General features: G+C 57.9%; 8 protein-coding genes. 6 read left to right on the forward strand and 2 right to left on the reverse strand.

Translation table 11 applies throughout. The annotated features are described in order from the left end of the window. Nucleotides 1-521 precede the first annotated feature (521 nt). The 4 genes from ACNJX8_RS08025 to ACNJX8_RS08040 all read left to right on the forward strand — a co-directional run bounded on the left by ACNJX8_RS08025 (nt 522) and on the right by ACNJX8_RS08040 (nt 6,983). Nucleotides 522-3,626 carry an efflux RND transporter permease subunit gene (locus tag ACNJX8_RS08025; RefSeq protein WP_439360175.1) on the forward strand — a complete coding sequence of 1,035 codons (3,105 nt, stop codon included), beginning with the start codon at nt 522-524 and terminating at the stop codon, nt 3,624-3,626. Between the two features lie 551 nt (nt 3,627-4,177). After that, nucleotides 4,178-5,068, forward strand: coding sequence for a sulfite exporter TauE/SafE family protein (locus ACNJX8_RS08030; protein WP_439360176.1), 891 nt, complete (start codon nt 4,178-4,180; stop codon nt 5,066-5,068). Next, entirely contained in the window at nt 5,065-5,220 is a 156-nt protein-coding gene (locus ACNJX8_RS08035; protein WP_439360177.1) for a hypothetical protein, read from the forward strand. Before ACNJX8_RS08030 ends, ACNJX8_RS08035 begins: the two co-directional genes overlap by 4 nt. A 620-nt stretch (nt 5,221-5,840) precedes the next feature. Beyond that, nucleotides 5,841-6,983: an MFS transporter gene (locus ACNJX8_RS08040; protein ID WP_439360178.1), complete on the forward strand. Its 1,143-nt coding sequence runs from the start codon at nt 5,841-5,843 to the stop codon at nt 6,981-6,983. Nucleotides 6,984-7,294: 311 nt separating this feature from the next. Here ACNJX8_RS08040 and ACNJX8_RS08045 read toward each other — a convergent pair whose 3' ends face one another. Further along, the gene (locus tag ACNJX8_RS08045; protein WP_439360180.1) at nt 7,295-8,272 is read right to left on the reverse strand and encodes a GDP-L-fucose synthase family protein; all 978 of its coding nucleotides are present in this window, start codon (nt 8,270-8,272) and stop codon (nt 7,295-7,297) included. After that, the gene (gmd, locus tag ACNJX8_RS08050; protein ID WP_439360182.1) at nt 8,253-9,338 is read right to left on the reverse strand and encodes a GDP-mannose 4,6-dehydratase; all 1,086 of its coding nucleotides are present in this window, start codon (nt 9,336-9,338) and stop codon (nt 8,253-8,255) included. Before gmd ends, ACNJX8_RS08045 begins: the two co-directional genes overlap by 20 nt. Nucleotides 9,339-10,632: 1,294 nt before the next feature. Between gmd and glmS the strand changes: the two genes are divergently transcribed. Then, nucleotides 10,633-12,459 carry a glutamine--fructose-6-phosphate transaminase (isomerizing) gene (glmS, locus tag ACNJX8_RS08055; RefSeq protein WP_439360184.1) on the forward strand — a complete coding sequence of 609 codons (1,827 nt, stop codon included), beginning with the start codon at nt 10,633-10,635 and terminating at the stop codon, nt 12,457-12,459. Nucleotides 12,460-13,353: 894 nt separating this feature from the next. Further along, complete coding sequence (locus tag ACNJX8_RS08060; protein WP_439360185.1) at nt 13,354-15,345, forward strand: glycoside hydrolase family 127 protein; 1,992 nt, start codon at nt 13,354-13,356, stop codon at nt 15,343-15,345. Nucleotides 15,346-15,627 lie beyond the last annotated feature (282 nt).

Consider the following 15,627-nt stretch of genomic DNA (forward strand, 5'->3'; position numbering starts at 1 on the left):
GGTCACAAGTTTCGCGGGGCTGCGACCAGCGAGCGTGTCGACAAACCTTGGTATAGTGTTTTGCAGCCCATTCTATATTGCCCACTTACTTTTGTAGAGTTGAGCACCCGTCAGGTCGTTTGTACTTTCGATCTCGAACCCGGATCATTCGATCGACGGGACGGCGCGAATCCCGAAGTGACGTCTTGCTAGGAGTCGTTGCGTTCCAATCAGGTGTGAGGACGAACATCTTGAGTCTGACCGTTGCCCGGTTGCACGCAAAAAGACTAGGGGGCTGTGTCTTAAGAAGGTGCCCACTATTCGAGATCGCGATGAGTGATCAGAATAGCGCAACCAACCTTCATTCAAGCGACGAAGATGAATAAGCGGAGGATTGGGCACGCTATGCTCAGCAACCTCCTTAGAGTAGCCGATACGCTTCCCTCATATTACGGGTTTTAGCGCAGTCGCCGCATTGATGATCATTGCTGTACCGCAATTTGCTGGCGTATTTGCATCCCCCTCTGGAAAAGCGAGTCGAGATGGCATTTACCGAGCTTTTCATCAAACGTCCGGTATTGTCTATTGTCGTCAGTCTCTTGATCTTGCTGATCGGCTTTCGCGCGGCCACCGTACTGCCGATCCGGCAATATCCCAAGCTATCTAATACGGTCGTCAATATCACGACTTCCTATCCTGGCGCCTCCGCCGACATGATCCAGGGGTTCATCACGACTCCCCTGGAGCAGGCAGTCGCTTCCGCCGAGGGCGTCGACTACATCAGTTCCTCATCGGTGCTCGGTACCTCGACGATCCAAGTTTACATCAAGCTGAATTTTGATCCCAACGAGGCGCTCACCGAGGTGCTCTCCAAGGTCAACTCAGTCAAATATTTGATCCCAAAGGAATCAAACGATCCGGTCGTCACCAAATCGACCGGTCAGGCCACCGCTGTCATGTATATCGCGTTCTCCAGCGAGGAATTGACGGCAAGCGCGATCTCCGACTACCTCTCGCGCGTCGTGCAACCCGTTATGGCAACCGTCGATGGCGTCGCAGCGGCAGACATCCTGGGCGGTCAGAGTTTTGCGATGCGGCTATGGCTCGATCCTGCGAAAATGGCAGGGCACGGCGTGTCGCCGGCTGAAGTTTCGGCTGCAATCGCAGCTAACAACTTCCAGGCTGCGGCCGGCCAGACCAAGGGCAACTTCACTGTCTCCGATGTCACTGCAAACACGGATCTGCGGAGTGTCGATGACTTCAAGCGCATGATCGTCAAAGCCAATGACGGCGGCTTTGTGCGCATGGAGGACATTGCCGTAGTCGAGCTTGCCGCGCAGACCACAGACATTAGCGTCGCCATGAACGGCGAGCACGCGGTCTTTATCGGCGTTCAGGCGAGCCCGCAAGGTAATCCGCTAAACATAGTGCGAGGCGTTCGGGCCCTGTTTCCAGACATGGAGCGTAACTTGCCGCCGTCACTGAAGATGAAAGTGGCCTACGACTCCACCAAGTTCATTCAATCATCGATCGACGAAGTGGAGAAGACGCTCATTGAGGCCGTCGTTGTCGTGGTGGCGGTGATCTTCCTATTCCTGGCCTCGCTGCGGTCGGTCATCATTCCTGTAGTCACCATTCCTTTGTCGCTCGTTGGTGTCTGCAGCATGATGCTGGCGCTCGGGTTTTCATTGAATCTCCTGACCCTTCTTGCCATGGTTCTCGCGATCGGTCTCGTGGTCGACGACGCGATCGTGGTGGTGGAGAATATTCATCGCCATTTAGAAGAAGGTGCGCCGCCTGTCCAAGCTGCTACGAAGGGCGCGCGAGAGATCGTCGGCCCCGTTGTATCCATGACGATTACCTTGGCTGCGGTATATGCCCCAATCGGATTTCTCGGCGGCCTCACCGGTGCGCTGTTCCGCGAGTTCGCGTTTACGCTGGCCGGAGCGGTAATCGTGTCGGGCGTGATCGCTTTGACGCTGTCGCCGATGATGTGCTCGCTCTTCTTGCAGCGCGCTGAGGAGGGGCGGGTCGCAAGAGTTGTGAACCGCTGGTTCGGCGCCATGACACGATGGTACGGCCGCAAGCTCGACCGCTCGCTCGACTATCGTCCGATTACCGGGCTGTTTGCGCTGACCATGTTGGGCCTCGTCGGCTTTCTCTATATGAATATTTCCAAGGAACTCGCACCCGAGGAGGATCAAGGTATCGTATTCGCTCTAATCAAGGCGCCGAAATACGCCAATATCGACTACCTCGACTACTACGGTACCAAGCTCGAGAAAGCGTTACAGAAATTTTCCGAGACTGATTTGAGTTTCGTGCTGAATGGCGTTAGCGGCCAGCAGAGTGGCATGGCCGGCATGTTGCTCAAGCCATGGAACGAGCGCAAGCGGTCATCGACCGCCCTACAGTCCCTTGTCCAAGCCGAGCTGTCGAAAATCGAAGGGATTAACGCGTTTGCCTTTAGCTTGCCGCCACTTCCCGGCGGCTCTGGTGGCCTACCAGTGCAGATGGTGATCAATTCGACGCTTGGCTTCCAATCCGTCTACGAGCAAATGTCGAAGCTGAAGGATGCCGCGCGCAAGAGCGGCCTGTTCATGGTGAGCGACTCCGACCTCGAGTTCAACCAGCCGGTGGTACGAATCAAGGTTGATCGATCCAAGGCCAACGAGCTTGGCATCACCATGCAGACCATCGGTAGCGCGCTCGCCACCTTACTTGGCGGTAACTACGTCAATCGCTTCAATTTGCAGGGTCGCTCCTACCAGGTGATCCCGCAGGTGCCACGTGAGGAACGCCTGGCGCCGCAAGCAATCGGGAGCTATTATGTGAAGACTGCGACGGGGGCGATGCTCCCGCTGTCTACCGTAGTCTCCATCGAGACTTCGACCGATCCGAACGCGCTCACCCACTACAATCAGCTCAACTGCGCGACCTTTCAGGCCGTGCCGATGCCCGGCGTCACGATCGGTCAGGCTGTGGACTTCCTCGAAGCCGAGGCAAACAAACTGCCCGCAGGTTTCAGCCACGACTTTCTCGCCGACGCCCGCCAATATGTGCACGAGGGTAACCAACTGGCGATTACCTTTGCTTTTGCAATCATCATCATCTTCTTGGTGCTTGCGGCGCAGTTCGAAAGTCTGCGCGATCCCTTCATCATCATGATCAGCGTGCCGATGGCAATCGTCGGCGCCTTGATCCCGCCATTCTTTGGCTGGGCGACTATGAACATCTACACCCAGGTCGGATTGTTGACACTGGTCGGGTTGATTTCCAAGCACGGCATCCTGATGGTTGAGTTCGCCAATGAGCTGCAGCTCAAGGAGAGGCTTGACCGTCGCTCGGCTATAGAGATGGCTGCGCGCGTCCGACTGCGTCCAATCTTGATGACTACGGCGGCGATGGTCACGGGCTTCATACCCTTGTTGACTGCAACGGGAGCTGGCGCCGCGAGCCGCTTCTCGATCGGGCTCGTGCTCGTCGCTGGCATGTCTGTTGGCACGCTGTTCACGCTCTTCGTGCTGCCGGCGGTCTATGTCGCGATCGCGTCCGATCACCGTGCCGATGCGAGCTCCGGCCGCGAGAACATCGCCGCCGATCTCGACCTCACCGGCGCTGCTGATGCCCAGCTGGCCAAGCAATGACGATAAATGCAATCCAGTTCGCTCAGTGTGTGGTGAGCGGAGGAGCCTGCGACCGGTTCACGCTGGGGGAGGAGAGAATTGATGCTCGCCTGATAAAAGTGGTGTTGCCAATTATCCCAAGCGTTCTTGAAGCAGAATTTCCGTCTGACCGGCCGCGTTGCGTTGCTAGCTGATAAGAGATCGCACGAACCGCTTAGGATTTCGACACGAGTTCAATGCCGTGGGAACGGTCGTCAGGAGACCCCGCATCCATGACCGACGCTCTTACGGCTTTCGACACGAGGACCATTGATCGACAAACCGAAAAGCAGACCGACACGTATTGGCTGAGTGATCGTAGTCGGGTACTGGGAATGCAGTACAGCTTCTGTTGTACGACCGAAGTCGAGACAAGAGCAACTGCTGAACACACACAGCGGCCACTGCCATTGTGAAAACGGGCCGAGCTGCTAAACGAATCATCAGAATCTGCCGCAATCCTGATGACCAATGGCCGCGCTGGTTCCCCGATGCGTGACCCGACGCCGTTCGGAGTGGGAAAGTTTTAAGAAATGACTGAGTTTGGTGCTGCTATGTGGTTTCTAGTCGCAACGACGTTTTTTGCGGCCTTTGTAAATGGAGCCATCGGCTACGGCTTTTCGTCGCTCACTGTACCCCTTGCGCTGATTTTCTACACCAATCGCATTCTCAACCCCGCTATTGTCATCGTCGAGGTCTTCGTCAACGTTTACGTCCTCCTCGTCAATCTGAAGGGCGTGCGGGCGGTTTGGAGACGAGTGTTTCCCGTCTTGCTTGGACTCTTGCCGGGCATTGCGCTCGGCGGCTATGCGTTGACCTCGCTCCAGCCGGGATGGATCAAATTCGCCACCTACACGATCATTCTGCCCCTGATCCTGCTGCAAGCTGCGGGTTGGCGCCGCCCTATCGAAGCAAGCTGGCTGGTCGGCCTGCCATTCGGGTGGATGCTGGGGATCCTGTATTCGGTGACGACTATCTCCGGCCCCCCCTTAGCGATGCTGTTTAACAACCAGGGCTTGGTCAAACACGAATTTCGCGCCGGCCTAGCGTTGGTTCGCGTGGCGGAATCGAGCGTGACCGCCTTCGTCTATTATCAGCTCGGCTTGTTCATTTCCGAAAGCGGAAGCTTGCTCTATGTTTTTATACCCAGTGTCATGCTTGGCATCCCGCTGGGGTCCTACGTCATTCGGCGGCTTGATCCGGAGATATTCCGACGCATCTGTATGAGCTTTGATGCTTGGATCGTGGGCTTCGGTTTGTCACGGGTGCTGATCGAGATCGATCTAGTGCAGAGCGCCTGGGCTTATAGCGTAATGGCGGCGGCGATACTGATCGATCTCTGCCTGCTATACTTGTTCCTTACTACGCACAGTCCGATTTGGTCAGAGCGACGGTCTCGGCGAACTGCGGATATAAGCGCTTGAGCGATGCCGGCGGGCCCCTGGGTATCGAATGCGCGCGCGTCCTGGTCCTGATCGACGCCCCCCTCTTCGGCGGCGACAATGATGGCATGGAATTCTGGTTTGATTGCCCAGCACGCCGGCGCCGGGAGTTCGGAACCGCAGGACAGCCCTGAACTTTTGGAGGCTGATGTTGCCGGCATGCCATTCGAAGTGGCTGTTGCCGGCGGCGACCGGCTAGTCCGGAACAAACGAATGATTCGAGACACGACACATCAAGCGCGGCGCGGGGACCATCCGGCCGCCTGAAACCAGGACGATCGAATATCGGGCCGCCATTGACGGCTTGCGCGTGATAGCGGTCCTCGTTGTATTGACCTCGCGAGTCAGCGCAGTTACTCGTGATGAGAGCTTCCGATTGTGCAAAAGCTGTCGGAAAACCGACGGCCGTGTTAGCGCGCCAACTCATAGAGGCGTGGGGCGCCATTGGTTTTGTAGGCTTTGCGACAGCCCATGTGAGCGTTGCGCCTCCGGCTGTCGCAGACCAGCAAAAACTGTCACCCGTATGGCTAGCTCATCCGGCAAAGATTAGCCGAAACACCGCATGCCGGGGCTCCACGATCATCCTATTCGTCACTCGTCCTGTGATGGAGTCCAGTTTTTGTGACGGCATCGCATTTGCAGGGATGAAGAACGTCAACTTGAGGCCATCATCGTCGAGCCGCGCGCCGCTTGCAGGCGACGCACGCAGGATGAGAGGCGCCGCGCTCGCGAGCCCGTTCTCTCAGGAGCGCCCGTGATACCATCTGCCAATTGGTCTGCCGGCCTGCTTGGGACGCGGCTGACATTTTTTGTGGCCGGATTCGGCCTCGCGGCCTGGGCGCCCTTGGTGCCACTCGCGAAGGAGCGGCTCGCGGTGGATGACCGCATGCTTGGTCTACTGCTGCTCTGTCTCGGAACGGGATCCGTCATCGCGATGCTTCTGACCAGCGTGTCGAATGCGCGGTACGGCAGCAAGCCCATTATCCTCGCGGGTGGACTTGGACTGACGATCATCCTGCCGTGCCTTGCGATTGCCGACACACCTGTCAGGCTGGGTGCCACGCTGTTTGCTTTCGGCGTTTCACTCGGCTCGATCGATGTAGCCATGAACATTCATGCGATTGAACTGGAGCGCGCAACCGGCCGTCCATTGATGTCGGGCTTCCACGCCCAGTACAGCATTGGGGAATTCAGCGGCTCTGCCGCCGTGACCTCGTTCCTCTCGCTGCAGCTTGGCTCGCTTTTTTCGACGTTGGTCTGTTCGGCGTTAATGACGATCGCGATTGTGTCGGCCTGGCCGAGGTTGCTCGCGACGGGTTCGCGACAGCAGGGGCCATTGTTTGTCTTGCCCCATCGCAGTGTGTTGCTAATAGCTGTGCTCGCGGCTATCACCTTTCTTGTCGAAGGTGCAATGCTCGATTGGAGCGCTTTGCTTCTCGTTGAGCGAGGTCTTCTAGCGGAGGCGCAGGGGGGCATTGGTTGTATGCTCTTCTCAATCGCAATGGCCGCGGGGCGTCTCAGCGGAGATGCCGTGGTGGCGCGAATTGGCGACCGTGCCACATTGGTGCTCGGGACTCTGCCGATCGTGACAGGCTTCTTGGCTGTGGTGGCCGCGCCCGTTGCGTTGATTGCTATGGCGGGCTTCGCGCTTATTGGATTGGGTATTTCAAATGTTGTACCTGTACTGTGTCGAAGCGCCGGCAAACAGAACGTGATGCCAGCAGGCATAGCGATCGCGGTCATCACGACCGGCGGCTACGCGGGTATACTCGTCGGGCCAGCCGGCATCGGGCTCATCGCACACATGTTTGGCTTGCCCTTGGCGTTCGGGATGTTAGGAGCGCTCATGTCCATCGTTACGCTGTCGGCGAGGAGGATGATCACAGACAATCGCTAAGGCATTGGGCGAGAGGAAAGGGCACCAGCACGCTTCCGGCTAATGATCGTCCATCGGCGTTTGAGACTTAGAGTCGATGAGCTCTCAACTGATGGCAGCACATCTCGATCGTCATCATTCTCCGTTTTCCTGCAAGTCGGCTTGCTGCGTCGTAGCTAGGATACACCGCGTCACCCGGGTTCTTGGCGGCCAGCTGAGGGCGGTTGTTGACAATGAAAGTTCGTCAACTGCGAAGCAGGATTGATCGTTACGTGAGCGGCGAGTCCGCTAGGCCGGACGTTCACCGCCGATTGATCGTAGGATCGGCCCCATTATCCGGAAACAAGCGAATCACTCTGGTGCCGTCCAGCGCTGTCAGCGCGATACGCCCAGTATGCCAGCTGAATGCCGTCCTCGAGCGAGGTCGTGGCGCGCCAGCCGAGCCCGGACAGCCGACCCACGTCGAGCAGCTTGCGCGGCGTGCCGTCCGGGCGCGACGTGTCGAAGCTGATTTCACCGCGAAAACCGACGGCGGCCGCGACCATGAGTGCGAACTCGGCGATGCTGATGTCCTCGCCGGTACCGATATTGACGAGTTCCGGCGAGGAATACGTCTTCATCAGATGGATGCAGGCGTCGGCGAGATCATCGACATAGAGGAATTCGCGGCGCGGCGTGCCGGTGCCCCACACCACGACGTTGCCGCAGCCCGAAATCTTGGCCTCGTGGAAGCGGCGGATCAGGGCGGCGACGACGTGGCTGTATTTGGGGTGATAATTGTCGCCGGGGCCGTAGAGATTGGTCGGCATCACGCTGATGAAATCGGCGCCGTACTGGCTGCGATAGGCCTGGGCCATCTTGATGCCGGCGATCTTGGCGATGGCATAGGGTTCGTTCGTCGGCTCCAGCGGGCCGGTCAACATCGAATCCTCTCGCAGCGGCTGCGGCGCCAGGCGCGGATAGATGCAGGAGGAGCCGAAAAACATCAGCTTCTCGCATCCATTGGCATGCGCCGCCTGGATCACGTTGCTCGAAATCGCCAGATTGTCGTGGAGGAACTCGGCGCGCAGCGTGTTGTTAGCGACGATGCCGCCGACCTTGGCGGCGGCCAGGAACACGGCCTGCGGCCGCTTCGCGGCAAACCAAGCGTTCACCGCGGCCTGGTCACGCAGGTCGAGTTCGCTGCGCGACGCCGTCAAGAGATCGGCCTGTTCGCGTGCCAGCCGGCGCATAAGCGCCGCGCCGACCATGCCGCGATGGCCCGCAACGAAAACCGTCTTGCCCTTCAGTTCAAACGCCGTGCTTGCCATTGGCCGTGCCCTGCCTGGCTTCGACGAGATCGCTGGCGACCATTTCCTTCACCAGTTGCGAGAACGGCGTCTTCGGAGCCCAGCCGAGCTTCGCGCGCGCCTTGCTGGCGTCGCCGATCAGGAGATCAACCTCGGTCGGACGGAAATAGGTCGGGTCGATCTGCACCAGGGTCTTGCCGGACGCCTTGTCCACGCCGACCTCCTCGACGCCCTTGCCGCGCCATTCAATGCTGCGCCCGACCTCGGCAAACGCCAGCTCGACGAACTCGCGGACCGACCGCGTCTCGCCGGTCGCGAGCACGAAGTCGCCGGGCTCGTCGACCTGCAGGATCCTGTGCATGCCCTCAATATAGTCGCGGGCATGGCCCCAGTCGCGCTTGGCGTCGAGGTTGCCGAGATAGAGCGTGTTCTCGAGGCCGACCTCGATGCGGGCGACGGCGCGGGTGATCTTGCGCGTCACGAAGGTCTCGCCGCGGGTCGGGCTCTCATGGTTGAACAGGATGCCGTTGCTGGCGAACATGCCATAGGCCTCACGGTAGTTCACCGTGATCCAGTAGCCATAAAGCTTGGCGACGCCATAGGGCGAGCGCGGATAGAATGGCGTGGTTTCCTTCTGCGGCACCTCTTGCACGAGCCCGTAAAGCTCCGAGGTCGAGGCCTGGTAGAACCGCGTCTCCTTTTCCCTGCCGAGGATGCGGATCGCTTCCAAAAGGCGCAGCACGCCGATTGCGTCGGCGTTGGCGGTGTATTCCGGGCTCTCGAAACTGACCTGGACGTGGCTCTGGGCGGCCAGGTTATAGATCTCGGTCGGCCGGATCTCCTGCACCAGCCGAATCAGATTGGTCGAATCCGTCATGTCGCCATAGTGCATCAGGAACGGCACGTTGCCGGCATGCGGATCCTGGTAGAGATGATCTACGCGCGCGGTGTTGAACGAGGACGACCGGCGCTTGATCCCGTGCACGGTGTAGCCGAGACCGAGCAGATACTCGGCGAGATATGCGCCGTCCTGCCCGGTGACGCCGGTGATCAGCGCAACGCGCCGCTTTGAATCCTGAGCCGCCATGGTCTCTCTTAGTTGCGCGGGAAAGAAGGCTCTGTGAAACGCTATTGCGAAGCCGTTTCTCGAGAAATCTAGATGCGCAAGCCCGCTCCACCCGCAATTGGAGGAAAGCGATCGTTAGCGCCAGTCATACACATCATGTAGGAATGCACACTATATACATTGATTTAGATTGGACTGGAGGAGTGCCAACACATTGATCTTCAAAACATGAAAGTCAACAAACGCTCTCATCCTGGCTGATATCCGCAATGTTCCTAAGTAGGCGAGTGCGATCGCCGTTGCGAGCACCAGGGCGCGCTTGTCCAGGGCGATATCTCCAATGAGATAGAAGCCGAGGGTCTGTGTTCCTTATCTATCCTCAGGCGCAGTCGCGTGGCTTGGCAGAGCGACGAGCTGAGGCCGCAGCCGTCAATGCATTTGTCGGATGACGGATGCAAGCCAGCACACACAGTCAGGCCTGCGCGTCAATTCGCAGTCTACAAAGCGTCCGTACCGTTAACTTCCGAACAGAACGCCCGCCCTTGGCGGTCGACTCATCAACCGTAATCAGCGCCTTTGTCCAGCTCGCGGCAGGCAGCGGACGGTCGACGCAAGACAAAATGAGAAAGAGTAGCAAACATTGGTATAGATCCTCGAACGTTTCGATATCGAAAGTTTACGTTTGTACACTACAGCTTCGCTGCCAATCGTTTAGTCTCGACGAGCGTAACTTGCCTCGGTTCGACGCAAGGACTCAGTGACTGCCACTCAAGCGCCACCCGGTTCGTCGGTTTCGCTGCTCACTTCCTTGGGAATTTGAGTGGCAAGTCGTCAAATGACTCACAGTGATGATGAGCCAAACAAGACAAAATGTTCCATCGTAGGATAATTGGTTGCCGATCTGGTTGGAATGTCCTTAATCTATGGAGCCAGACTATTGGCGCGATATGTCCTCGCAGCGGCTTTATGCGACGACGACAGCTATCGTCGCAACCGAGCAAGTCTGTTTGTGTCGGGATTGGATGTCGCACCACCGTTCAAGCGCGCCCGATTATCTGGCACTCTTCAAAGCGGTCACCCTATTCGCAGCCACATCCCAGTTTGTACTCGATGGGCAGCCAAAGGCGGCATGTAGCCGGGCGAAGCGATGATGGCTGAAAGAGAGCTAACTCACGCTTGTGAATGCGGCGGCGATACAGGGGGCCGCGACAAATTCCGAACTTGACACCTGTTATCCTCGGGCAAGCGAATTTCGTAACGGGGTTCCCGTGAGGGGGAACGTCGGACTTCTTGAATTTGGGCAGCATTGATCGATATGTGTGGAATTGTCGGCATCTTGGGGCGTGGTCCGGTCGTTGGGCAGTTGGTCGCTTCGCTCAAGCGATTGGAATATCGTGGCTACGACTCCGCAGGCCTCGCGACCCTCGAGGGTCTCCGTATCGAGCGGCGACGCGCTGAAGGCAAGCTGAGAAACCTTGAGGAGCGGCTACGCTATTATCCGCCGTCGGGTCGTACCGGGATTGGTCACACCCGCTGGGCTACTCATGGAAAGCCGACCGAGCGCAATGCTCATCCGCATGCGACGGAAAATGTAGCGGTCGTTCATAACGGGATCATTGAGAATTTCAGCGAGCTGCGGTCCGAGCTGGAGCGGAATGGAGCCCATTTTGACTCAGAGACGGACACCGAGGTGGTGGCACATCTCGTCGAATCTTATCTCAAGAATGGCTACTCGCCGCAGGATGCGGTACAAGCGTCGCTGCCACGGATGCGCGGTGCCTTCGCGCTGGCATTCCTTTTCAAGGCCCACGACGATCTTTTGATCGGTGCGCGCAAGGGGTCGCCCCTTGCGATCGGACATGGTAACGGCGAAGTGTATCTAGGATCGGACGCGATCGCGCTCGCGCCTTTGACCGACACCATTACCTATCTTGAAGATGGCGACTGGGCCGTGCTTACGCGCACGACGTGCGTGATTTATAGCGCAGACGGCTCCGTCGTGCAGCGGGAAACATCAAAGTCTGGCGTATCGTCACTCCTTGTGGACAAAGCGAATTATCGCCACTTCATGGCCAAGGAAATCCACGAGCAGCCGATAGTGGCGGGCAAGACATTGGCGCATTATCTCGACATGGCGGCCAAGCGCGTCGCGCTGCCGCTCACATTGCCGTTCGATTTTAAATCCATTCAGCGCATCTCAATTACCGCGTGCGGCACGGCGAGCTATGCCGGGCACATCGCCAAATACTGGTTCGAGCGGCTGGCGCGCTTACCTGTCGAGATCGATGTAGCGTCCGAGTTCCGCTACCGGGAGGCGCCTCTGCGTCGGGGTGATCTCGTCGTCGTCATCTCGCAGTCGGGCGAAACCGCCGACACGCTGGCTGCGTTGCGATACGCCAAGGGCCAGGGCGTGCACACGATATCTGTAGTCAACGTCCCGACCTCGACGATTGCGCGCGAGAGTGAATCCGTTCTGCCGACACTGGCGGGGCCAGAAATCGGCGTCGCCTCCACAAAGGCATTCATCTGCCAGCTGATGGTATTGGCGGCCCTTGCCGTCGCAGCAGGCAAAGAGCGCGGTAAGCTGTCTGAGATCGATGAATCGAAGCTTGTGCGTGAGCTTATCGAAGTGCCGCGGTTGATTGCTGCGGCGCTGTTGATCGAGCCGCAGATCGAGAAGCTCGCGCGTTATGTCGCCGACTCGAGAGGCGTGCTCTATCTCGGTCGGGGCACATCGGCCCCCCTGGCGTTGGAGGGTGCACTCAAACTGAAGGAAATTTCCTATATCCACTCAGAAGGTTATGCCGCCGGCGAGCTCAAGCACGGACCCATCGCACTGATCGATGAGACCGTGCCTGTGGTAGTGATCGCGCCTTACGACGAGGTCTTCGAGAAGACCGTCTCGAACATGCAAGAAGTTGCCGCTCGGGGCGGCAAGATCATCCTGATCACCGATGCGAAGGGTGCTTTGGAAGCGACAGTGGACACACTCATGACCCTTGTGCTGCCGGAGATGGTCGCAAGCTTTACGCCGATGGTCTATGCCATTCCGGTTCAGCTCTTGGCTTACCATACCGCCCTCGTAAGGGCCACGGACGTGGATCAGCCGCGTAATCTCGCAAAATCGGTGACTGTCGAATGAGGTCGCAGTGTTAGTATCTGAGCATTGAGGCCGCCGCGTCGAGATGTTGGGCTTGCGTTTGGTCGCGTCGAGTTCGTTGAGACGGAACCGGACAATTTCCCAATCTTGCTGTCTCCGAAGTTGCTCGTAGCTGCCGTATGATGCCGAAGCCGACGAGCAAGTGTTGCAGAAGCTTCGCGCTGCTCTGTCGCGGCTTATTCACTGGAAGCGTATACGCGCGACAACTTACTTTGCCCAATTGCCAGCATGCGCGCCCTGTCGGGCAAGTTGAGCATGCGCTTCGCCCCCGGAGGATTGCTTAGGATTAGCAGTCCAGTTTCTCCCTTAGATCGCGCCTACCAACGGCTCATTGAATCCGGATGCGCCACAGGCGCCGTGACACCTGCTGCGTGTCATCAAAAGAATTGTTAGAAACCGGACATTCCCGCGCAAGGTCGAGGGCTTAGTATCAATAGCAGATGGTTCGCCGCACCGGAAGGACGCGGCGCTGTCTGTATATATGGCCATTATCTGGCCCAGCGACAGCCGACCCGCTCGTACAGCAGGATCAACCAGCGTTGTGGCGACGCGGGATTTAGCACGATGGCAAATCCGGTTGGTGGGCCAGCGATCGCATCGGATCCTACCGCGGAGCCGCAGATCTGGTTGACAGAAGAACCGCTCCTCATTCTCGGCACGGGAATTGCTGTCCCGCTCCTCGAACGCAGCGGCTGTCAACGCATGTCTGGGAGTGCGGCGCCTTAGGGCAACCTCTCCATTTCTATCGTTTGAACGCTCGCAACGAGAATACGATTGTGCGGCCGCAAATCTCAGGGCCACAACCCGGCAAGGCAAGCGTGGTGAGGTGGCTCGCCTGGCTAGGCGACCGTTCGCCACACTCCAAGGAGGAACGCGATGAATGATCGGAATGTGGCCGAAGTCGATCTTCACAACCTACAGGTCTCGGATCCGCTGATTGGAAAATGCCAGCAGCTGGTCAGGGAAGTGGCAATTCCCTACCAATGGGAGGTGCTGAACGATCGCGATCCCGAGGCGATACCGAGCCACGCGGTGGAGAACTTCCGCCTTGCCGCCGGACGTGCGAGGGGCGAGTTCCATGGCGCAGTTTTCCAAGACAGTGACGTCGCAAAATGGCTTGAGGCGGCTGCATGGTCGCTATGCCAGGCACCAAATCCAGACCTGGAGAAAGCCGTCGATGATCTAATTGAACTGATTGCGGCCGCCCAATGCGGCGACGGCTATCTCAATACTTATTTCATACTGAACGCGCCTCAGAAGCGCTGGACCAACCTAGCGGAGTGCCACGAACTTTATTGCGCGGGGCACTTGATTGAAGCAGGTGTCGCGTTCTTTCAGGCAACTGGCAAACGGCGATTGCTGGAGGTCGTTTGCAGGCTTGCTGACCACCTCGGCACAGTTTTTGGCCCAGAGCGCAATCAGCTGCACGGCTACGATGGCCATCCGGAAATCGAACTTGCGTTGGCACGCCTCTACGACGCGACAAAGGAGCGGCGATATCTCACACTAGCCAATTATTTCGTGGAGCAACGCGGCACGGAGCCGCACTTCTACGACATTGAGTACGAGAAGCGCCAGCAATCCCGCGTCCCCAAATCCGACGGCCCGCCTTGGATGATAAAAAACAAAGCGTATAGCCAAGCGCACTTGCCGCTTTCGGAGCAGCGGACTGCAACAGGTCATGCGGTTCGTTTTGTATACCTCATGACGGCAGTAGCTCATCTCGCGCGTCTGCGCCAGAACGAGCAGCAGCTCCAAACTTGCCTACGGCTATGGCAAAACATGGTCCAGCGCCAGATCTATATTACCGGAGCCATCGGCTCGCAAAGTGCCGGCGAAGCCTTCAGCAGCGATTACGATTTGCCGAATGATACGGCGTATGCGGAAAGTTGCGCGTCGATTGGCTTGATGATGTTCGCGCGCCGTATGCTGGAGTTGGAACTGGACAGTCGCTATGCCGACGTGATGGAGCGCGCGCTCTACAATACCGTTCTCGGCAGTATCGCGTTGGACGGGCGTCACTATTTTTATGTTAACCCGCTCGAAGTGCATCCAAAAACGCTGAAGTCTAATGGCATCTACAATCATGTCTCGCCGGTGCGACGACCTTGGTTTGGCTGCGCCTGCTGTCCACCGAACATCGCACGGCTTTTCACATCCATTGGTCATTACATCTACACGCCCAGCACCGATGCGCTCTATGTAAATCTCTACGTTGGTAATAGAGTAGCAATATCCGTCGACGGACATGCGCTGCGGTTGCTCATAAGCGGCAGCTATCCCTGGAGAGAAGAGGTAGAAATCGCCGTCGAATCTGCGCCGCCAATTGCCCACACGCTCGCCCTGCGCCTGCCAGAATGGTGCAGCGTACCGCAGGCGAGCCTGAACGGCGAGCCAGTGAATTGCGAGCCGCGCAAGGGCTATTTGCACATTCGCCGAACGTGGCAGCAGGGAGATCGCGTCAAATTATCGTTGCCGATGCAAGTGCGTCGCGTATACGGCCATCCACAACTTCGCAATTTGGCCGGCAAGGTGGCCATCCAGCGTGGCCCCTTAGTTTATTGTCTGGAGGAGGCCGACAACGGGACCGAGTTACACAACGTTTGGCTTCACTCAGACAGCCGGTTTTCCCTTATGGAAGGAACTGGTCTCTTTGACGGCAAGATTTTGCTGCAGGCCGACGGGGCGCGGTTGCAACACACGCATTCTGAAGAAGCGGCGCTTTATCACTACGACAAAGTGCCTGGACAGCTAGAACCGCAGCGGCTGACATTCATTCCGTGGTTCAGCTGGGGTAACCGCGGCGAGGGCGAAATGCGGATTTGGATAAATGAGCGGGTGGGTCGCGCTTCTACGAGCCAACGTTAGACGGCCGTTCTGGCGCAGGCGATATCGTTGGTCAAATTCTGGAAATCGGCCAATCTATGGAAGGCGGTGCGCGAGCTTCACTGGAACGTTGAAAATAAAAACCGAATATGAAGCGGCGCGGCGGAACTCCGAAAAGAGTACGATCCGATTGGCGTCAACAGGTCAATCAGCGATCGGCCTAATTCCCAATAAAGGAGCTTCCTCGGAGGTGTTCGCGGCCTCTCATCGAACCTGATGAATGCCAATGGCACGAGCGTGCCGCCGTGTCGTTCGAAAGGAAGC

It is taken from the genome of Bradyrhizobium sp. SPXBL-04, from assembly GCF_051853035.1.
Lineage (GTDB): Bacteria > Pseudomonadota > Alphaproteobacteria > Rhizobiales > Xanthobacteraceae > Bradyrhizobium > Bradyrhizobium zhanjiangense.